Origin of the sequence: Bacillus sp. FSL K6-6038, assembly GCF_038050455.1 — a bacterium.
Lineage (GTDB): Bacteria > Bacillota > Bacilli > Bacillales > Bacillaceae_G > Bacillus_A > Bacillus_A pseudomycoides.
Genome location: NZ_JBBOUH010000001.1, coordinates 5,236,711 through 5,259,115 on the forward strand (window position 1 = coordinate 5,236,711; position 22,405 = coordinate 5,259,115).

General features: G+C 34.0%; 16 protein-coding genes and 1 pseudogene. 10 read left to right on the plus strand and 7 right to left on the minus strand.

The annotated features are described in order from the left end of the window. Positions 1 to 6: 6 nt before the first annotated feature. Positions 7 to 1,110 (minus strand): glycosyltransferase family 4 protein, encoded by a 1,104-nt coding sequence (locus tag NSQ40_RS27530; protein WP_003202519.1) that lies wholly within the window; start codon positions 1,108 to 1,110, stop codon positions 7 to 9. Between the two features lie 86 nt (positions 1,111 to 1,196). Beyond that, positions 1,197 to 2,603, minus strand: a complete 1,407-nt coding sequence (locus NSQ40_RS27535) for an O-antigen ligase family protein (protein WP_033796603.1) — start codon at positions 2,601 to 2,603, stop codon at positions 1,197 to 1,199. A gap of 289 nt (positions 2,604 to 2,892) precedes the next feature. Between NSQ40_RS27535 and NSQ40_RS27540 the strand changes: the two genes are divergently transcribed. Continuing rightward, a complete protein-coding gene (locus tag NSQ40_RS27540; RefSeq protein ID WP_003202516.1) occupies positions 2,893 to 3,525 on the plus strand; it encodes a trimeric intracellular cation channel family protein in 633 nt (210 codons plus the stop codon). Positions 3,526 to 3,689: 164 nt separating this feature from the next. Here the strand turns inward: NSQ40_RS27540 and NSQ40_RS27545 are convergent, their stop codons facing one another. Continuing rightward, positions 3,690 to 5,006 carry a glycosyltransferase family 39 protein gene (locus NSQ40_RS27545; protein ID WP_003209285.1) on the minus strand — a complete coding sequence of 439 codons (1,317 nt, stop codon included), beginning with the start codon at positions 5,004 to 5,006 and terminating at the stop codon, positions 3,690 to 3,692. 461 nt (positions 5,007 to 5,467) lie between these two features. On the opposite strand from NSQ40_RS27545, the gene NSQ40_RS27550 reads away from it, so the two are divergent. The 4 genes and pseudogenes from NSQ40_RS27550 to NSQ40_RS27565 all read left to right on the plus strand — a co-directional run bounded on the left by NSQ40_RS27550 (position 5,468) and on the right by NSQ40_RS27565 (position 9,000). Next, complete coding sequence (locus NSQ40_RS27550; RefSeq protein WP_003209287.1) at positions 5,468 to 5,980, plus strand: acyl-CoA thioesterase; 513 nt, start codon at positions 5,468 to 5,470, stop codon at positions 5,978 to 5,980. Between the two features lie 206 nt (positions 5,981 to 6,186). Further along, on the plus strand, positions 6,187 to 6,915 hold the full coding sequence (locus NSQ40_RS27555) for a glycosyltransferase family 2 protein (protein WP_098158864.1): 729 nt from the start codon (positions 6,187 to 6,189) through the stop codon (positions 6,913 to 6,915). A gap of 6 nt (positions 6,916 to 6,921) precedes the next feature. Then, a complete protein-coding gene (locus tag NSQ40_RS27560) occupies positions 6,922 to 7,272 on the plus strand; it encodes a DUF2304 domain-containing protein (protein WP_018764858.1) in 351 nt (116 codons plus the stop codon). Positions 7,273 to 7,540: 268 nt separating this feature from the next. Then, a pseudogene (locus NSQ40_RS27565) lies at positions 7,541 to 9,000 on the plus strand (IS1182 family transposase). A 195-nt stretch (positions 9,001 to 9,195) separates the two neighbouring features. On the opposite strand, the gene NSQ40_RS27570 reads toward NSQ40_RS27565, so the two are convergent. Beyond that, positions 9,196 to 10,479, minus strand: coding sequence for an ArnT family glycosyltransferase (locus tag NSQ40_RS27570; protein WP_018764857.1), 1,284 nt, complete (start codon positions 10,477 to 10,479; stop codon positions 9,196 to 9,198). A gap of 422 nt (positions 10,480 to 10,901) precedes the next feature. On the opposite strand from NSQ40_RS27570, the gene NSQ40_RS27575 reads away from it, so the two are divergent. The 3 genes from NSQ40_RS27575 (at position 10,902) to NSQ40_RS27585 (ending at position 14,704) form a co-directional block, all read left to right on the plus strand. Then, on the plus strand, positions 10,902 to 12,143 hold the full coding sequence (locus NSQ40_RS27575) for an ArnT family glycosyltransferase (protein WP_018764856.1): 1,242 nt from the start codon (positions 10,902 to 10,904) through the stop codon (positions 12,141 to 12,143). A 210-nt stretch (positions 12,144 to 12,353) separates the two neighbouring features. Continuing rightward, complete coding sequence (locus NSQ40_RS27580) at positions 12,354 to 13,808, plus strand: oligosaccharide flippase family protein (RefSeq protein WP_003202503.1); 1,455 nt, start codon at positions 12,354 to 12,356, stop codon at positions 13,806 to 13,808. A 74-nt stretch (positions 13,809 to 13,882) separates the two neighbouring features. Continuing rightward, on the plus strand, positions 13,883 to 14,704 hold the full coding sequence (locus NSQ40_RS27585) for a glycosyltransferase family 2 protein (protein WP_016112778.1): 822 nt from the start codon (positions 13,883 to 13,885) through the stop codon (positions 14,702 to 14,704). Between the two features lie 55 nt (positions 14,705 to 14,759). Here the strand turns inward: NSQ40_RS27585 and NSQ40_RS27590 are convergent, their stop codons facing one another. Both NSQ40_RS27590 and NSQ40_RS27595 read right to left on the minus strand, forming a co-directional pair. Then, complete coding sequence (locus NSQ40_RS27590; protein WP_018764854.1) at positions 14,760 to 15,695, minus strand: SDR family NAD(P)-dependent oxidoreductase; 936 nt, start codon at positions 15,693 to 15,695, stop codon at positions 14,760 to 14,762. A gap of 54 nt (positions 15,696 to 15,749) precedes the next feature. Beyond that, entirely contained in the window at positions 15,750 to 16,322 is a 573-nt protein-coding gene (locus NSQ40_RS27595) for a TetR/AcrR family transcriptional regulator (RefSeq protein ID WP_097787031.1), read from the minus strand. A 129-nt stretch (positions 16,323 to 16,451) separates the two neighbouring features. Between NSQ40_RS27595 and NSQ40_RS27600 the strand changes: the two genes are divergently transcribed. Beyond that, positions 16,452 to 18,044, plus strand: coding sequence for an ABC-F family ATP-binding cassette domain-containing protein (locus NSQ40_RS27600; RefSeq protein ID WP_003202496.1), 1,593 nt, complete (start codon positions 16,452 to 16,454; stop codon positions 18,042 to 18,044). A 54-nt stretch (positions 18,045 to 18,098) separates the two neighbouring features. Here the strand turns inward: NSQ40_RS27600 and NSQ40_RS27605 are convergent, their stop codons facing one another. Further along, entirely contained in the window at positions 18,099 to 18,974 is an 876-nt protein-coding gene (locus NSQ40_RS27605) for a TetR/AcrR family transcriptional regulator (RefSeq protein WP_018764851.1), read from the minus strand. A gap of 300 nt (positions 18,975 to 19,274) precedes the next feature. On the opposite strand from NSQ40_RS27605, the gene NSQ40_RS27610 reads away from it, so the two are divergent. Beyond that, positions 19,275 to 22,385 (plus strand): efflux RND transporter permease subunit, encoded by a 3,111-nt coding sequence (locus tag NSQ40_RS27610; protein WP_097787029.1) that lies wholly within the window; start codon positions 19,275 to 19,277, stop codon positions 22,383 to 22,385. The last annotated feature ends 20 nt before the right edge of the window (positions 22,386 to 22,405 follow it).

A 22,405-nucleotide genomic window follows, 5' to 3' on the forward strand; every position in this document is an offset into this window, starting at 1 on the left:
TCCTCTCTATTTCAATAAAAGTTTTTTATATGCTTTATAAGTATCTTCATATAGATTTCGTAATGAGAAATGAGAAGAAGCATGCTCATACAAACGTTCACCCATCGCCGCTAATTCGCCATTCTCCCACTTCTTATATCCTTCCTCTAATGCACTTGCTAATGCATGTGCATCACCAATTGGCACAATCCATCCGTATGTAGGATCGACAATCAACTGTTCCATATCACCAACATTCGTTGCAATAGACGTTAAACGTTGATTTGCAGCTTCTAATAACACAAGCGGAAAGCTTTCACTATAAGAAGTTAATAAATTAATATCGGCGGATGCATATAATTCTTTTACATCCGAACGATGACCTAAAAATAATACTTTATCTTCTAACCCTTTCTGCCTTACTGCTTCTTTCAACTCTTCTTTAATCGGGCCATCGCCAACTAACAATACTTTCATATTAGGAATTGTTATTTTTTGCAAGGCATCGAATAAAATATTATGCCCCTTTACAGGGTGAAGGCGGGCTACTTGAATCGCTGTAAATACTCCTTCTTGTATACCTAATTCATCTTTTAAGTTATAAGGTTTCGCTGGAATGTCATCATACTCAATCCCGTTATAAATGGTACAAATTTTATCTGCTGGCACACCGAGTGCTACAGTATTTTGCTTAAAACGTTCTGTAATTGCAAAAAACAAATCAACTTTCTTATATGAATGTAAATTTAACTTTGTAAAGATCCAACCTTTCAAACCACGCTTCATAAAATCAAGAGTTGGATCACTATGAACTGTTGTTACCCATTTTGCACGTATCTTCCTTTTTAGAAGAGAAAGATAAAAGTTCGCGCGCGCACCATGTGTATGCACAATATCAAAGTGTCCTTCGTTAATAAACGTACGTATTTTAGAAAGAATCGATATGTCATAACGAGATGATTGAGAAAAAACGTGCACTTTAATTCCGAGCCCTCTTGCTTCTCTAGCAATTGCACCTTCTTCAAACACAACTAGTTCAACTTCAGCTTTTGGAAATTGCGACAAAAGTGAAATAATGTGGGTTTTCCCGCCACCTTCTTCTGCTCCAGCATTCATATGCAACACTTTCATCTCTTTCTTCCTCCATCTTTATGTTCTCTTATAGTTTACTATAACAAAAAATAAAAGCTAACGTGACGCTAGCTTTTATTTTTCTATCATTCAATTTCTAAATCAACGATTAAATATGCAAAAATCACAGCAAAATAAATACTTACTCCAGGCGCTGTAAATACATGTCCCGCTACAAATGCAATACCCATACCTAATCCTAGTGCGGTTGCTAATAACCCGTATCTTACTGTAAATACCTCTTTAAACCTAGTTACTAGTACGAGAAGAATTTTTACACCGAAGTATAAAAATGGGATTAAAAGTAGAATGAAACCGACAATCCCAAATGTATAGAACCAATCATGAAAGTCCCTTTCAATTAACTTCGGTTTCTCTTTGAAATTCCCAGCATATCCCATACCGAATAATTTTTGAGATGTTGGAGCTTCTGCATAGTAATCTTTATACATTTTCTCAAATATCTCACGTCCACTGAAGATTATTGCTTGTGTTTCCTCTTTCTTCTCTATTTCTTTTTCTTTTGCTTTTTCTTTTGCTTTTTCCTTTTCTGTTACAGGCGGTTTATGGTGTGCCTTGTCTTCTTTCTTTTCTTCCGCCTTTTTCACTTCTTTTTTCTGTTCAAGAATTTGGACGTGAAATCCCATATTTTTTAAGAATGGCGAAAACGGTGTATATGCTAGTGTTCCAGCAAAAACAACAGTCGCAAGGATGCCATTCAGTAAATATGACTTCTTATTTCTATCTTTACGCTGTAAAAATGCCTGAACAAAACACATGAAAACAGCAACAACCATTGTGCCAAAAATGGCTCCAACTCCCACCTTCGTACCAACAGCAAATAATGAGAAGATAATTAAAATAGAAGGAATCCAAAAATAACTTTTCGCTATGCTTGTTGTTTTTTCAATTGAATATAGAACGACGATTGGGCATACAACTGCTAAAATGGCCCCTAATTCATTTCCTGCATAGAACCAACCACGTGAACCAAGTTTCACCCAATCGTAGCTATTATAATCAGTTCCTGTCGCAATCGAAATAACCATGATACTATTTATAATTAATGCTGAATACACAATATAGTTACGCATTTTTGAATATGCATTTGCTTTTTTACGTAATGATTTAAACACAAAAATGTAACAAGTAAGCATAATAAATGGGTATAATGCTTTTGCTATAAATTTAATTTCTTCTCCCAACATGATAGGGCTTTTAACCAATTTATTATTTACTAAACCTGCAGCAAGAACAATTCCAACTACTATTAAATATATGATATATTTACGATTTTCTTTTTCTCTTGCCTGAAATAAAATATAGATTCCACCAAGAACCATTACAAATAGACGCGTAATAATTCCAATTGTCGTATCAATCTTTAAAACCATGATGCAAAATGACGTGAGTAAGTCTAAAACCGGCTGTAACATAATGAAAATCAATAAAAAATTCCCGAATTTATTACTTAAATTATTATTTCCTAACATCTCGAACCCCCATAACTATCATTACCTTATCTCACTTTATACAATTTACAATAAACCTCTAACTCGTCTCAAATATTTATTATACCATAATTTTTTAGTTAACCACTTCCTATTTATGCAGATAAAAGATAATAAATCCCCTTCTCACATGTCATATATCTCGTATCTTCAAACGCTTTCTTTCCCCATTTTTTCTTTTTTTCTACATGTAACGAAAAGTAATTGTTATTTCTAAAACTTTAGTGTATATTTTGCTCTGGAACATCTTTAAGAGGAAGGGATTAGAGCTATGTTATTAATCGAAATATTTACGTTTCTTGGCATTGTCGCCGCTGCCATTTCTGGTACATTAGTTGGTTTAAAGAAAGATCTAGATTTATTTGGTGTCCTTTGTTTAGCTGTAGCTACTGCACTCGGTGGCGGAATTATTCGTGATATTATGATTGGTAACCTACCTCCCGTTGCATTTGTACAACCGATTTACTTTTTGGTCAGTGTATTAGCAGCTCTCTTTACTTGTATGTTTTTTGAACGCATTAATAAACTTCAAGTTGTAATCATGCTTTCAGATGCTGTCGGTTTAGGCGTTTTTACTGCTATTGGCGCAAACGCTGCAATGTCGCATCACGTTGATGCTTCATTTTTAGTTGTTTCGATGGGTGTTATTACAGGTATTGGTGGAGGGATTATGCGCGATATTTGCGCTCAAGATATTCCCTATGTATTCCGTAAAGAGATCTATGCAATTGCTTCTATTCTAGGTGCAATTAGTTTCCTAATTACGTATGAAATGGGTGCACACGTATTAGCCTTTTATATCTGCTTACTAGTAACGTTCATCATACGTGTAGTCACTGTTATATATAATGTGCATTTTCCAGTCTTCTTTAAGGCTCATGCAAAAGCTAATAAAAGTCATTAAGAGAATTCAAATCGAATTCTCTTTATTTATAATAGTTACTCCTTATTGCCTAAATATAAGAAAAAACTCACCATTTTAAAAAACGGTGAGTTTTCTTTTATCACACGCTTCAAGATTCCCCTAAAAATATAAGATCAAACCTTCCTGCTACGCAAGGCTTCACTTTATTTTTTGAAAAATAGCTTTTGACAATAGGATGACAACATATATACACCTAAACTTTGTAAAATGAAAAGACTTGGTATCGTTAAACCATCGTACACAATATCTGTATTAAAAAGCTTCATTCCAATATATCCTGTTATAAGTAACAGTAACAACATATAGCCTTCGCTCTTTTGTTTCTGAATAAGGAAATGTAAAAGCGCAATTGACATAAATAAAGTTACAGCTATAAAGATGAGTTTTTCACCTTTTAGCAATATCCCATTCATTCCCTCTGATGATACCTGATCTATACTTGGCTTAACCACAGCTAACCGCTCTGTTTCTAACTCTTTTAACTTTTGACTCAAGCGCTCTTTCATACTTTGTGCTTGAACGGTTTCTTGTTTATTACGCTCTTCCCCGATTAAAACCGATTGCACATACGCATCGTTAGAAATGGCATACTGTTTTATTCCCATTGCTTGAATCCCATAATTCACAGCAAAATGAGTAACATAAAATACGACTAAAATCCCTATCAATTTTAACAATACATTTTGTTTATCTGCACTTTGGAACACTTCCACTAGCAAGACATACACAATTACTAAAATAAGTATAAATATGCCTACTGGATACATCATATTACTAAGAGCAAATAGTATCGCAGCACATGCCCACATGTAAGAATGACTCAATCCTTTATGTAGTAATATATAACTCGCAAAGTAAAATAAAAATATAGAGAATAATTCCCCTGTTAATAATGAACATGAAAGAATATTTGGCAAATATAGCGAGTAAAACACTGCAGCAATTCGGCCACATTCTTCTTGAAATAAACTTGCAGCAATTCGATAAATGAAAAACGCTGTTCCTGCGCAATACAAAACATTAAAAAATTGCAAAACAAATGTAGCATCGCCAAACACACGAATCAATACTGACTCATATATAATGAAAGGTAATTGACTAACAACAGTTACATTATTGCTTCCTAGCGCAACTTGTTTTGCAGTCTCATACATAGCTCTCATATCACCTATAACTGGAGCATCAAAAAAGAGAACTGCTCCAAGCCTAACCAGCACTGTCATACTCATTAGAAAAATGAGAAACTGTTTATCCGTAAATCGATATTGCAAAATAGAAGCAAGAAGTAAAAGGAGTATCACGAAAATTGATAGCACAATCGTTAAACTTGTGGCGCTTCCTTCCAAAAATTGCTTACTTCCCTCGAAGGCGTTCCAGCAAGAATAAACAAAAAAGGCAAGCATAGTTCCAATAATTATTTTACTAAAAAAAGATGAAAACCCTGTTTGTATGTTATTCATATGTATATTGCACCTCTATTTCCATTCATAACACAACGATTCTATCATGAATGGGCACATGACAGTTAGAAAATTTATCCCGCTATTTGCGAGCAAGTAATACTCTCACCACGAAATTCAAACAGAAGGAGCGGAATTAACTAGGAGATGAACTGCCTGTAAAAGTACTGATTGATTAGTGCTAATAATCAGTGAGGGATGAAAAAAACTACTGATTAAAGTTTCACTTTATATAGAAAAATATAACATTCACTTTTTCGCTTGCAATGTAAGCGAAACCTCTTTTACACTACAATCTATACAAATTAAATTTTCTTTCAGTTACACGCATAGAAATACAATATTATTCTATTTTAATGAAGTAAACTTTTTATCGGATCTCAATCGTCTAAATAACAAATAATATTCGATAGAAAATACCCATCTTTTTTATATAGGAAACAGAAATAGGAGTAGATTATATGGATAAGAAATTTATGAGAGAATCAAAAGCAATTAAAACAACGCGTGTTTTCCCAAATGATTTAAACAATCATCAAACATTATTTGGCGGAAAATTATTAGCGGAAATTGACAGCATCGCATCTATTGCAGCAGCAAGACATAGTAGGAAACATTGCGTAACGGCCTCCATTGATTCCGTTGACTTTTTAACTCCAATCCATCAAACGGATTCCGTTTGCTATGAGGCATTCGTTTGCTATACGGGAAAATCATCTATGGAAGTATTTGTGAAAGTCGTTGCAGAAAATTTATTAGAAGGGGAACGCCGCATTGCTGCTACTTGCTTTATTACATTCGTAGCATTAAAAGATGGCAAGCCGTCTTCTGTACCTCAAGTGTTACCAGAAACAGAAGAAGAACATTGGTTATACAAAACCGGAAAAGAACGTGCACAAAGCAAAAAAGAAAACCGTTCAAAAAGTAAAGAAATGGCTGATGTATTAACACTGAGCAAACCTTGGAGTGTATAAGTGAAAACCTTTTAGCGAATATAGTCTTACTATATTCGCTATTTTTTATCAAAAAAATGCATAGTCAGACTTTTCATTTTACAAAAATTACATACTTTATCCTTTATTTTGTTATAATTTTAATGATATATTATGTAAAGTATGCTTAAATTAGCTCATTTAATTTAATGTCATTACATATTTTTTATATAGAGGATGGTGCAAAAATGTCTGTTGAAGTACCAATTTCAATACCTAAAACATTGATTATTATTCCTGCCTACAATGAAGAAGAAGCAATCGGAGATACATTAACAAGACTATTAGAGCTTAAACAACATTTCACGCAATTAGATATTTGTGTTATTAATGATGGTTCACGCGATCGAACATCAGAAATTGTAAAAAAATTTCCAGTTAATATTGTAAATTTACCATACAATTTAGGAATTGGCTCTGCTGTACAAACTGGCTATAAATATGCTGATATAAACGGATATGACATTGCAATTCAATTTGATGCAGATGGTCAACATAATCCTGAGGACTTATACAAAATCATTCAACCTATCGCTGAAAATAAGTGCGATATGGTACTAGGTTCACGTTTTACTGAGAAAACAGCTTATAAAGGTAGCCTCTCACGCAGAATTGGTATTTTTTACTTTACAGCCTTATTAAAATTATTAACAAGACAAACATTTATGGATCCAACATCTGGTTACCGTGCAATTAACCGAAAAGTAATTGAAATCTTTTCTTATAACTATCCAAAGGATTATCCAGAACCAGAGGTCCTAATCCACTTAAAGAAAAAAGGTTTACGTATCAATGAAATTTCTGTAAATATGCAAGAAAGACAAGGAGGACAATCATCTATTACTCCTTTAAAATCTGCATATTACATGATTAAAGTAAGTCTCGCTATATTAATGCAAAAAATCGTGAAGGGTTGATCATAAATGCCAATAATTACCTTTTCGTTTATCTTCATTATCTTACTGTTTTTAATTATTATTAACTCCATTCGTAAAGGAGCCCTAGAAACAAAATACTCAATTCTATGGATTTTCGTTTGTATATCCATGGCTATCTTAAGTTCTACTGATAGAATTATAAATTGGATTGGGAAACTACTGAAAGTAGAATATCCACCATCTATTTTATTCTTGTTCGGCTTGTTATTTTGCTTTATCTTAATTTTTGATTTGACTCGAAAATTATCTAAACAACATCACCAGCTTGTGACATTAACACAGGAATATGCATTATTAAAACAAAAGCTAGCAAAAGACAGAGAACAGGCAAAATAAAATATATTAAAAGTGAATTTTATTTTACCAGAGAACCCCAAACAATGAATTTTAAACAAAATTCATTGTTTGGGGTTTTATCTATTTTCATCTATATCCTTTAGTTACATCCTAGGTTGATTCAAATCAAAAAAAGATGACCCTTGCATAGCGGAGGCCACTGAAAAAGTCCTTATAGTTAAAAAAGTGAAAGCTTCCTCGATTTCATCGAGGAAGCTTTCACTTTTTTCATGTATAATGGTTGTACTAATTTTAGGTGGTGTCTCGGATGATTTCAAAACAACAATCTCTTAACCTTAGCCCATTCATGGCGATTTACGATATCGTCATGCCAAAAGATAATATGCTCCGTCAATTTAATGAAATGGTAGATTTTTCTTTTGTTTTAGAGGAACTGAAAGATAAATATTGCCTCGATAACGGTCGCAACGCAGTGCCGCCTGTTCGTATGTTCAAATATTTATTACTAAAATCTATTTTTGACTTATCAGATGTAGATGTTGTTGAACGCTCAAAATACGATATGTCCTTTAAATATTTCTTAGATATGGCACCAGAAGATATGGTAATTGACCCTAGTTCATTAACGAAATTTCGTAAGCTCCGCCTAAAAGATGTAGGATTACTTGACATGCTCATCCGAAAAACAGTGGAAATCGCACTGGAAAGGGATTTGATTAAAAGTAAATCTATTATCGTCGATGCTACGCATACTAAGGCACGCTTCAATCAGAAATCACCGAAAGAATTTTTAATGGAGAAATCAAAACTACTCCGTAAAGCTGTTTATCAAATCGATGAAGGAATGAAAGGAAAATTCCCGCCCAAAACAACAACGGACGACTTAGGTGACGAACTTGACTACTGTCAAAAAATCATTGAGGATGTAGAAAAAGAAGAAATCATTCGTGAATATCCAAATGTGAAAGAAAAACTCAACTATTTAAAAGAAATTGTAGAAGATCATCAAGAACACCTACAATTTTCGCAAGATCCTGATGCCCGAATTGGTCATAAAACAGCCGATTCTTCCTTCTTTGGGTATAAAACACATATTGCGTTGAACGAAGAACGTATCATTACAGCGGCCGTGATTACAACAGATGAGAAAAGCGATGGGAAATATCTTCAAACATTAGTTGAAAAAAGCCGTGAAACAGGAATATAAATTGATACAGTCATTGGAGATACCGCTTATTCGGAAAAAGGGAATATTCAATATGCGAACGAACATAAATTGCAATTAATATCAAAATTAAATCCCAATATTACACAAGGTACACGTCAAAAAGAAGATGAATTTGAGTTTAACAAGGACGCCGGCATGTACGTGTGTAAAGCTGGACATATGGCTATTCGTAAAGCACGACACGGAAAGAAAAATATAAGTGAAAATCAAAGAGATACCTATTACTTTGATATAGAAGAATGTAAACGATGCCCTTTCAAAGAAGGATGTTATAAAGAAGGTGCAAAATCAAAATCGTATTCAGTCACTATCTATTCAACAGAACATAGTAAACAAAAAAATTTCAAGAAAGTGAGCTGTTCAAAGAAAAATCAGAAGAACGCTATAAAATTGAAGCTAAAAATAGTGAACTCAAACATAGACACGGGTATGATATGGCATCTTCCTCGGGTCTCATTGGCATGCAAATGCAAGGAGCAATGGCAATATTCGCTGTTAACTTAAAACGAATTATGACCTTATTAAAAGGAAAACAGTAACAAAACTGAACGAAAAGTCGCCTTTTTTGTTTTACATGTGTTTTATGAGATGAAAAACGAAAGTTTTTCAGTGGCCTCGCATAGCGCGGCCACCTTTTAAATAATAAAGCTTTCATGTCACTTTTTAAAATCCCTTTGATAGGTGATGAATTATACCTATATAAAACTAAATAACTTTTACTTCAGATTTCAATTTCACTTAGATAATACATTCTTTCCTATATTTCTTATAGCCATGAATGACGTTGTGATACCCATTCCTATCATAATGAATAAAAACGGCATAAGAGGCAACGCGTACCGATTATAGGCAAAATATAAAGTATTAAAGTATGTTTGAAGAACAATTAACGCTAATAAGAATGTGCACTCTCTCCACTTCGAAGGGGCCAATAAAAATGTGATAATCGTACAAACTAAGAATATGACCTTGATATAATCATAAATAACTCTCATGTCTTTTCCATCAATACCAAAAATAGAAATTTGGTGATACGGGTAATAATATGGTGTATCCCAAAAAATCTGCGGTTTTAAAAGCAAATAACTTTTTAACATCGAGGTTTTATCTGTTTCCCACCACGTTTTCATTCGTTCGACTGCTATTTTTTGCTCCATCTCCATCCATTGATGTGCTTGAATATCTGGATACTCACTAAATATCTCTTTTTCAATCTCTTCTATACTCTTCCCGCCTGGATACCCTTCACCTTGATACGTCCCTAATAATAATGGGTTTCCAGAACCAGCTGTTAGAGGTATAAATTTATCAAATTGGATATAGTTTCGCACCCACCAAGGACCAAGCACTAAAAATAATGCCACTATACTGACAAGGAGTTGCTTCATCATAATTTTAAACGGATATCTCTTTATTAGTAAATAACCGAATAGGAAGATTGGATAGATTGCAATTTGAACACGGAAAAATAATGCTAAAAAGTAAAACAATAAAAGCAAAAGAAAATCTTTCATTGAATGACTATCTGCTAGTTTTAAACTCCAATAAAGAAGAGCTAATGATAAAAATAAGAATGGGCTCTCAGTCAATGTTAAGTTATCTATTACTATTTCTGGAGGATATATCGCTAATAAAAATGCTCCTATCAATCCAACTGTAGGATTAAATATATACTTTCCAATACGAAAAGTCATATAAATACTAAGAACCCCAAAAGAAATCATCGTCATTTTTGCTACAAATAAACCTAATTTAGCCTTACCAAATATCCCAAAAATTGCAGCTAGCAGAAATGATTGCCCTGGCATAATATGGATAGTTGGTTGATCTGCATTATGGTATGTAAGCATTCCACTTTCTAACAAATTTTTCGCACTAGTTTGATATCCTAAATCATCACTAACAATATTTAAATCCACACCATATTTAACCAAAACAGTCCATCTTAATAAAAAACCTAAAAAAAGAACAACTAATAATGGTAGAAAATACGGTTTTTCAATATATTTCTTGAACAAATGAATTCTACTCCTTCAATTTAAAATATACACATAATAAAATTAAATCATTCAAAGTCCTAACAAAGGAAATTTCACTTTATGTAGTTCCTTATCCTCTTCTTATTTTCTAAATCCTTCTATATTTTACCATTTAAAACTTAAAATGTACTACATTAACTTCCTTGCATTATATTTTATCCTCTTTTTAAACCAAATTATGTGGAATAGAGAGTATCTTGAGCGAGCCATCCTTACAATTTCTCAAGGTCCATTGTAAGTGTACAAACAATTTGTGTCCATACAACTATAAATAAATTTAAATATAATCTGCCTTTATCAATTCCTTGTTTTTCTATATTTTCATAAAACTGGTCACATTTGTGGAAATAATCTATAATGGAATTTTGAGTGATACTTTAGAGAAAGGAAAGTGAATTATATTGCGACGATATTTAAGTGAGCTACCCAAATCATTATATATAATTTTAGCGTTTTCACTGCTACTACATATTTTTTGCCTAGTAAAGCAACCTGGTGTAGATGAAAAGATAATTAAACAAAATTTTGGTGCAGTCGATGCTTATAATTATACTTTAACTGCTAAACAGCTATTAGAACATGGTATTTTTGGATTTATTTATCTCGAACCAAGCGATCCACCATCGAAAAATGCCTATGTTACACCGGCTCAACCTTTAATGCTTGCTGGAGCCATGATTATATCAAAGGTAACACATATACCCTATTATTATGTAGCTACTGGGTTTAACTTAATATTTGATTTACTCACTATACTAGTTCTCTACCTTATCGGGAAAGAATTATTTGAGAGAAAAGCATATGGAATTATAGCGGCTGGACTATATGCCTGTTACTTTAGTATTTATCAATATTTCCGCATGCTTTTAACGGAACCACCTTCCATGTTTTTGCTATGTTTATCCCTGTATGTTTTTATATTATGTTGGAAATATAACAAAGTAAAATACCATATTTGGTTTGGGGTTGTAGTTTCTATTCTATTGATGTTCCGTCCAAACCCAGCCCCTATGCTCCTTATTCCAATACTTGTTGTTATTTATACTTATGGAGTTTGGAAGTCAATTAAAATTGGTCTCCTATGGTGCATCGGTCCCTTCTTTATTATAGGTGCATGGGTATTAAGAAACTGGATTTCTTTAAATGAGTTCATTCTATTTTCGACCCAAGGCGGTAATCCATTACTAGCTGGCGCAAACCCATTTTCCAGATCGGCAGATATAGGGAAAGATATGATTGCTGCAGGATATACAGACTCTACTGTTTATGCTAAAGATCTCATTAAACAAGGTTTTACCACAGACTTTACTTATTGGTTCTCCTGGTTTACTGTTGGGAAAACAATTGAATTATTTATACGACCATCTTGGGTAGGAAGTTATCCCTTCTATCCATTTTTGAAAAAATATCATCAACTGTTAATCGCTTTTACTGCTCTAAGTTCTTTCTGCTTTATGCTAAATTCCTTTAAGCACAAACGATTTATGATGTTAGTAAGCAGTGTGATCGTATACGTAGCATCTACAAATATATTCCTTGCTATAGACCGCTACGGATATTTCATAATGCCACTGATATGTCTAATTGCCTCCTATGGTATTGTACGTATCATACAGGCACTTTCTAATTTAAAATATAGATAAAGCAAATGCCCCAATTTTATTTGGGGCATTATTTATATCTCTTCCGAATCAACCAATGGTTGCTTTACAAAGTTTATGTGAGGTAAACTTATACCCGTGGTTATTAACTACGGGTAGTAATTGATTCATTAAGGAATCTATTCCAATAACTAATATGATTCACATGAAAGGTACTTTATTTGACTTTCATTTGTATGGAAAGGTGAAATTATGCAAAAGTCACTTGTATCAAATATTTTCTATAAAATATTGCTCAATACCTTTAATATCATTCTTCCAATTTTAGTAGGCCCTTACGCATACCGAACACTCGGGGCCACTTCAATAGGAACTGTTAGCTCCGCTGAAACCATTTTTAATTATTTTTTCATTTTTGCTGTATTTGGTGTATATCAATATGGATTACGTGAAATCAGCTTAGTAAAAAATGATAAGAAAAAAGTTTCACAATTGTTCACAAGTCTATATGTGATTAACTTTACAACCAGTATCCTGGCTCTAGTGACATTCGTACTCTTTAGCTACCTTGGATACGGCGACAAGAATTTATTTCCTGTACTGCTCATTTTCGGATTCAATTTTATTTCAAATTTGTTTTACGTAGAATGGTTTAACGAGGCACATGAAAATTATGATTTCATTACGAAGAAAACAGTTATCGTCCGACTTACTTATGTCGTGCTTCTTTTCGCTCTAATTCACGGAGTGGATGACTATAAAAAATTCGCTGGCTTATTAGCCTTATCAACATTTTTAAACCATATCATTAGCTTTATATATGTGAAGCGTCAAGTCAAATTTGATTTTTCTAATTTAACAATTGTTCCACATTTAAAACCTTTAGTATTAGTCGTTATCTTTTCAAACGCCAATATGTTATATACACAATTAGATCGCCTCTTCTTATTAGAAAATAAAGGAGAAGCTACGGTCGCTTTCTATGTAATGCCCTTTCAAATTATGACCATTATTAATACACTTATGCTAAGTGTTGTCCAAGTTACAATTCCAAGGCTTTCTTATTTATCAGGAAACTCAACTGAAGGAGAATATGAATCATTACTAAACAAAATCTCAAAAGTATATTTCATTACGTTGTTCCCAGCTGCTATTGGTTTAATGCTTATCGCTCACGGAGCCGTTATTATTTATGGCGGAAAGCAATATGCCGGAGCTGGTGACACATTAATGGTTTTCGCATTTTATATGATTTCGGTAGGAATTGAATCTATTTTATCCAACCAAATTATTTATGTGAAAAAGAAAGAAAGTATTTTAGTTCGCTTTTTATTCATTTGTGGTTTTACAAACCTTGTATTAAATTTTGCGCTTGTATTCTTCCATGTACTTACACCAACAACAGCAATTATTACAACAACGATTGCTAACTGTACATTGATTGTATTGGAATATATTTATATAAAAAAGAAATTAAAAGTAAATTACACATTATTCGATATGCAAAAGCTAAAATACCTGTTTTATTCACTAACATTTTTACCAATAGCATTCTTAGTGAATACGATAATTTCCGGACAAGTTCTACAAGTTATCGTCACAATGTTAGCATGTGGATTGGCTTATGCACTTATCCTATTCATAGCGAAAGATGAAATTCTCTTTATGCTATTAGACAAAATAAAAGCAAGATTTAAAAGAGCTTAATGTAAAATAACGTAAGAAATACAAACTATTTTCTGTATATGAACAAATGAACCCTCTTGAAGGAGCTGTTACAATTGAAATTTTCTTTAATCATGGCTACTTGCGGCAGACGTGATGACATTCTTGATTTACTAAACTCATTAGAAAAACAAACTTATAAAAACTTTGAGCTCATTGTAGTTGACCAAAACGATACACCAATTTCTGATCTCTTTGAAGATTATAAAGAAAAATTTTCCATCAACTATATTTATACGCCTATTAAAGGATTATCCCGTGCCCGTAATGCAGGATTAAAAGTAGCTGATGGTGATATTATCGCATTTCCGGATGATGACTGTATTTATGAAACAAACGTGTTGGAAAGCATCCTAGAAACATTTAATAAGGATAAGGATATTCAATTTATATCAACAAATACTACAAACGTTGAAGGAACAGGCTCATTAGTACATGCACCAGAAACCGATATTATTTTAAATGATAAATATGGATTCATGGGACCGTCTTTCACACTATTCTTTACGAAACAATTTGTGCAAGATGTTGGTACATTTGATGAAGACTTAGGTGTTGGATCAGGAACAATTTACGGAGCTGGTGAAGAAACTGACTTCGTACTACGCGGTATGAAAAATGGATATACAGGACTATTTAAAAAAGACCTATTCGTATACCATCCAGTAAAAGAAGAAGTCATTAATGAGCAATCATTAAAAAGAGCCATTTCCTATGCCGGTGGTTTCGGAAGAGTAATTCGTTTACATTACGGCTTCCCATACTTTTTACGTGCGGTTGCAGCCGCTACATTCCGTATGACGCAAAATATTTCGAATGATAAACGCAAATTCCATGCAAATCGTTTAAAAGGAATCGTTCGAGGATATTTTAAATAGAAGAAAAAAGAAGAGCAATCGTTCAATATTAGAACAGTTTGCTCTTCTTTTTTATCTAATTTCTCCCCTTCAAAAACAAAATAGTCTCCTTTAGTCCCTCATGGTAAGATGTCTTTGGTACTTCACCAATATAACTCTCATACTTTTCCCCACTCAACACCACTGGCTCTTCTGTCAAATACAACATTTCTAAAAATTCCTTCATTTGTTTATCAAATAGGCCAAGCATTCCAATCATACGTTTTTTTACAGTCATTATAGGCTTCTTATATCCAGTTAATTCTCTTATATGCCCGATCATCTCTTCCCCTGTAATTACACCCACTCCTGGTATGTTCCAGTTTTGCCCGTATGCACTATCACGTAATGCTAATTCAACAATCGCCTTAGCTCCATCCGGCGTAAAAATATATTCCCTAGCAAGCTTCTTATCCCCGACAAAGCTAGATATTTTATTTGCAAGAACACCTTGTAACGTATGATGAACAAGCGTACTTTCTGCATTTGGCCCATAAAAATCTGGAAAATGAGCAGTAAGTACCGGTACACCAGCCTGTTTCGCCATCAATTCAAGCTGTAAACGAATTTTCCCCTTCTTTGTATGTGGATTCTTTACAACCTCTTCCGTTACCTTCCCTCGTCCTTGTCTTCCATACGCATAAATATTATCTACCATCGCTAATTTAGCACCGTGATGTTTCGTCGTTTCTAATATATTTTTTAGTAACTCTGGCTGTTTTATCTCCCAATCTGTATACGGAATATTTACAGCATGAAAGATCACATCTACATCTTTAGCAGCTTCCATTATATCTGCTTGCTTAAATACATTTCCCGCTATTATTTGTATTCTTTCCTCATCGTAAAACAGCTTTTCTAGCTTCTCCTTATTTCTCGCAAAAGCAATTACATCAATCCCTCTCCCGCACAATTCCTTTGTAATTGCATATCCCATTGCTCCAGATGCTCCCAATACTAACGCCTTTTTCATCTTAATCCCCCTTTTAATTAACCACCGTTCAATTAATTGTAAAAAGAAAATCACTTACATACGAAGCGATTTTGCAATAAAATTCACATGTGCTTTAGCTAAATCTTGTACATCTTCAAACGTTTGGACATTTCTACAATAATGCGATACAAACCCATGTAATGATAAAAAAACAGACCATATAGTCATTATGCTTACCTTTCCATTACATAAGGAAGATATAACATTAGCGAACTTATCATAACTAGCATTTGGCTCATCTGCTAGACATTCTTTTAATTCTTCATCTTTAATCAAAAACATAATTTCATAATGACTTTGATTTCGTAGACCAAATTCAATAAAACCTAATAACACTGCTTTTAATTGTTCTTCTCGCTGTAAATTTTGAGCAGTGACTTCATCTAACCTTTGATTTAATAACTGAAAATCCTGCTCTACCATCGCATAAAACAGTTCTGCTTTATTTTTAAAATGATAATAAATTGAACCATGGCTATATCCTAATTCTGATGCAATTTTACGCATTGAAGTATGTTGATAACCCTGTTTTATAAATAAATCCCTCGCTGCATTCATAATCATTTCTCTCGTTAATTCTTGTTTAACTGCTCTTCTTGGCGACATTTTTCATACCTCACAATTTAATTAACCACCGTTCAATTACATTATATTCTTTTTCCAAAAAAAAGCAATCCTATTTTTGAAAAAATATACATTTTGAAAGGATAGCATTATATCCGAGAATTTAGTATCATGATTCAAGGTACTATTTTGAAATGGACGGAGGACATTATGAGTTTATTAACAGTTGAAAATTTAGGTCATACATTTGGTGATCGTACACTATTTAAAGACGTATCAATGCGCTTATTAGCAGGAGAACATGTTGGTTTAGTTGGTGCAAACGGCGTTGGCAAATCAACATTTATGAATATTATTACTGGACAACTTATCCATGATGAAGGACGCGTAGAATGGACACCTGGTACACATTACGGATATTTAGACCAACATACAATATTAACACCGGGCAGAACGATTCGTGACGTATTAACAGATGCGTTCTTACCTTTATTTGAGAAAGAAAAAGAACTCAATATCGTTACTGAGAAAATGGGAACAGCTACGCCGGAAGAATTAGAAGAACTTCTTGATCAAATGGCAGAGATTCAAGATGCACTTGAAGCAGGTGGTTTCTATTTATTAGATATTAAAATTGAAGAAGCTGCACGTGGTCTTGGAATTGATGCAATTGGATTAGACCGTGATGTTTCTGCATTAAGTGGTGGGCAGCGTACAAAAGTATTACTTGCAAAGCTATTACTTGAACAACCAGAAGTACTATTACTTGATGAGCCGACCAACTATTTAGATGTTGAACATATTCAATGGTTAACAAATTACCTAAAAGAATATCCACATGCGTTCCTTTTAATTTCCCATGATACGGAATTTATGAACAAATGTGTTGATGTTATTTTCCATCTAGAATTCTCAAAAATGACGCGTTACACAGCGACATATGAAAAATTCCTAGAGCTAGCTGAAATCAATAAAAATCAACATTTAAACGCTTATCAAAAGCAGCAAGAATTCATTAAAAAACAAGAAGATTTTATCGCAAAAAACAAAGCTCGTTATTCTACAACAGGTCGTGCAAAGAGTCGTCAGAAACAACTAGATCGCATGGAGCGTATTGATCGCCCAGAAACAGCAATTAAACCAGAATTCTCTTTCAAAGAATGTCGCGCAAGCAGTCGCTTTGTCTTTGAAGGTGAAGATGTAGAAATTGGATACACACATGCATTATTACCAAAATTAACGATGACAATTGAGCGTGGAGAAAAAATCGCGATTGTTGGATGTAATGGTGTTGGTAAATCAACATTATTAAAAACAATCCTAGGTAAAATTAAACCATTAAGCGGGAAAACAAGCCTTGGTGATTTCTTAGAACCTGCATACTTCGAACAAGAGGTAAAAGCTGAGAATTTAACGCCCATCGATGATGTGTGGAATACATTCCCAAGTCTAGATCAGCACCAAGTTCGGGCAATGTTAGCACGATGTGGTTTGAAAAACGAGCATATTTCTCGTCCATTAAGCCAATTAAGCGGTGGAGAGCAAGCGAAAGTCCGTCTATGTAAATTAATGGGTGAAGAAAGCAACTGGATCCTGTTTGATGAGCCAACAAATCACCTTGATGTTACAGCTAAAGAAGAATTAAAAAAAGCTTTAAAAGCATATAAAGGAACAATCCTTCTTGTATGTCACGAACCAGATTTCTATGAGGATTGGATTACAAAAGTTTGGAACGTAGAAGAATGGGCACAATCTAATAACTAATAAAAAAGGGGATCTACTATGATTCCCTTTTTATTATGGATGAACAAATCCATCCTATATAACTTTTATATGGTAATACCCAGCTAATCTCAACCGAAAATCCTTCAAATCATCGTAAGCTTTTAAATTAGCCAGCATCCCTTGAATAACTGGAACTCTCGGATTTAGCAACCTCATTTCAGCTTCAAGAACATCTAAAGTAACTAACAACTCATCATTTTCTAATTGATCTGCTAATGTACGTTTGAACATAACAATTTCCTGTAAAAAATGCTCTTTTGCCTGCTCTTTAATAAGCTCTGAACTACAAAAGAATTGTCCCAGCTTTTCTTCATGTAAAACAGGCGTATCCTTAGATTGTACAAGACCTGCTACAAGATCATCCACCCTCTTTAAAATAAATGATGAAACATGAAATAAATCTATTTCAGCTACATTTAAAATAATTAACTCTAAATAACCCCTGCATATCCCTTCTACCATAATAACAAGATCTAAAAGATATGGAGTAACCTGTCCACCATAAATTGATAATAAACTATTTCGATAAAATGCATGTGACTCGAGCTTCATTCTCATCATAAATGCTTCTACTTCTTTATTAAAAGGAATTGCATTTTCTCTCGCGTGCATAATAATGAATTCCTTATGTTTTTGTACATCATTAAATTGACAATGTAGTTGTTTTTCAAACTTTTCACGTGGCAGCAATGATTCTCCATCAATAGCCATCATCTTTTTATGGATTTTGTCATAATAATATCGGAGTGTCGCTAATAACAATTCATCTTTCGATTTAAAATATAGATAAAATGCTCCTTTTGATATACCGCATGCTGTTACAATCTCTTGTACCGACGTTGCGTTCACACCTTTAGTTGCAAATAACTTCATTGCCATTTCTATAATTAAACGTTCTTTTTCTTTCATATTTTCTCTCCTAATTCGATCTCGCATCATAAAATTTCACCTTAACTTTATCCCGCATTAACAGGCAGTCCCTCCACCTCTAGGTTCAGAGAGAAACGAGGAAGATAGATGGAGGATAACTGCCTGTAAAAGCCCAATTGGTAAGGACTAACTATCAATGAGGGATGAAGAACCCTCCCCACTGATGGAAGTTTCCCTTTATTATACCATTCCTTTTCATTGACGACTGACCAATCAGTCAGTTATATTGTGTATTAGACTGACCGATTGGTCAATACACGTTAAAAAGGGAGCGCAAACATGAACAAAATCATTAACTTTTCTTTAAAAAATAAGTTCGCAGTTTGGCTACTAACCATTATTGTTACCATTGCAGGGATTTACTCCGGCCTTAATATGAAGCTAGAAACAATTCCTGACATTACAACGCCAGTTGTAACGGTAACAACGGTTTATCCTGGTGCTACACCAGCAGAAGTAGCTGATAAGGTATCGAAACCGATGGAAGAACAGCTGCAGAATTTAAATGGCGTGAACGTTGTAAGTTCTTCCTCTTATCAAAATGCTTCGTCTATTCAAGTAGAATATAACTTTGATAAGAATATGGAAAAAGCTGAAACTGAAATTAAAGAAGCACTTGCAAATGTAAAATTACCTGAAGGCGTGAAAGATCCAAAAGTTTCTCGAGTAAACTTTAATGCCTTTCCTGTTATTTCATTAAGCGTAGCAAGTAAAGATGAATCTTTAGCTGCCTTAACTGAAAAGGTTGAAAAAAATATTGTTCCAGGACTAAAAGGGCTCGATGGCGTTGCATCTGTTCAAATTGCTGGACAACAAGTAGATGAGGTGCAACTCGTCTTTAAAAAAGATAAGATGCAAGAATTGGGTTTAAGTGAAGATACTATTAAAAATATCATTAAAGGTTCTGATGTATCTTTACCACTTGGTCTCTATACTTTTAAAGATACGGAGAAATCAGTTGTTGTAGATGGTAATATTACAACAATCAAAGCTTTAAAAGAAATGAAGATTCCTGCCGTCCCTTCAGCAGCAAGTGGTCAAGGCAAACCAGGAGCAGGAGCTCAAGCGCCACAGATGAATCCAGCTGCAGCTAACGGAATTCCCACTGTTACATTAGAAGAAATTGCTGATATTAAAGAAGTAGGAAAAGCCGAATCTATTTCGCGTACAAATGGAAAAGAAGCAATCGGTATCCAAATCGTAAAAGCTGCTGATGCAAATACAGTTGATGTCGTAAATGCGGTCAAAGACAAAGTGAAGGACTTTGAGAAAAAATATAAAGACTTAGAAATCATCTCAACATTTGACCAAGGTGCACCGATTGAGAAATCAGTTGATACTATGCTTAGCAAAGCAATATTTGGTGCCATCTTTGCTATTGTTATTATTATGTTGTTCTTACGAAACATTCGAACAACATTGATTTCTGTTGTCTCTATACCACTTTCTTTATTAATTGCTGTTTTAGTATTAAAACAGATGGATATTACACTTAACATGATGACGCTTGGAGCGATGACCGTTGCCATTGGGCGCGTTGTCGATGATTCGATCGTTGTTATTGAAAATATTTACCGACGCATGTCCTTATCAGACGAAAAATTAAAAGGTAGAGACTTAATTCGTGAAGCGACAAAAGAGATGTTTGTTCCGATTATGTCTTCAACAATTGTAACAATTGCAGTCTTTTTACCTCTTGGACTTGTAAAAGGTATGATTGGTGAAATGTTCTTACCGTTCGCTTTAACAATTGTCTTTGCCTTGTTAGCTTCATTACTTGTAGCAGTTACAATTGTACCAATGTTAGCACACTCTTTATTTAAAAAGGAAAGTACAAGAGAAAAACAAGTACATCATGAAGAAAGACCAAGTAAATTAGCAAATGGCTATAAACGCCTGCTTGGATGGGCATTAAACCATAAAATCATTACATCTAGCCTTGCTGTTCTTTTATTAGTAGGTAGCCTTGCACTTGTACCAATTATCGGTGTAAGTTTCTTACCATCTGAAGAAGAGAAAATGATTATTGCAACGTATAACCCTGCACCAGGGCAAACTTTAGAAGATGTTGAAAAAATTACAACAAAAGCTGAAAAACACTTCCAAGATAAAAAAGATGTAAAAACAATTCAGTTCTCATTAGGTGGAGAAAACCCAATGAGTCCAGGTAAAACAAATCAAGCTATGTTCTTCGTTCAGTATGATAATGACACAAAGAACTTCGACAAAGAGAAAGAACAAGTTATTAAAGACTTACAAAAGATGGCAGGAAAAGGTGAATGGAAAAGCCAAGACTTCGGAGCAAGTGGCGGTAGCAATGAAATCAAGCTGTACGTATACGGAGATAGCTCAGAAGACATCAAACCTGTTGTTAAAGATATTCAGGACATCATGAAAAAGAATAAAGATTTAAAAGATGTTGACTCTAGTATTGCAAAAACATACGCAGAATACACATTAGTCGCTGATCAAGAAAAATTAAGTAAGATGGGACTAACCGCTGCCCAAATTGGAATGGGACTTTCTAACCAACATGATCGCCCTGTCCTTACTACAATCAAAAAAGACGGTAAAGATGTTAACGTATATGTAGAAGCAGAAAAACATGATTATCAAACAATTGATGATTTAACAAATCGTAAAATTACAACACCACTTGGCAACGAGGTTGCCGTTAAAGATGTTATGACTGTAAAAGAAGGTGAAACTTCCAATACAGTAACACATCGTGATGGTCGCGTTTATGCAGAAGTAAGTGCAAAATTAACATCTGATGATGTTTCTAAAGCATCTGCTGCTGTCCAGAAAGAAGTAGATAAAATGGATCTTCCTTCTGGTGTAGATGTTTCTATGGGTGGTGTTACAAAAGATATTCAAGAATCATTTAAACAACTTGGCCTAGCAATGTTAGCTGCGATTGCCATTGTATACTTCGTTCTTGTCGTTACATTCGGCGGTGCACTTGCACCACTCGCAATCTTATTCTCGCTACCATTTACAATCATTGGTGCCCTTGTTGCCTTATTGATTTCTGGTGAAACGTTAAGCGTATCGGCAATGATTGGTGCCCTTATGTTAATCGGTATCGTTGTAACGAATGCAATTGTTCTCATCGACCGTGTTATTCATAAGGAGCGCGAGGGGCTATCAACACGCGAAGCATTGTTAGAAGCTGGCGCAACACGCTTACGCCCAATTCTAATGACTGCAATCGCAACAATTGGTGCCCTTATCCCGCTTGCACTAGGATTCGAAGGAAGTGGATTAATTTCTAAAGGTCTTGGAGTAACGGTAATTGGTGGGTTAACAAGTTCAACATTACTAACACTTCTTATCGTTCCAATTGTTTATGAGGTACTCAGTAAGTTTAAAAAGAAAACAGTAGAATAAAGAAATAACCTCGCAATATG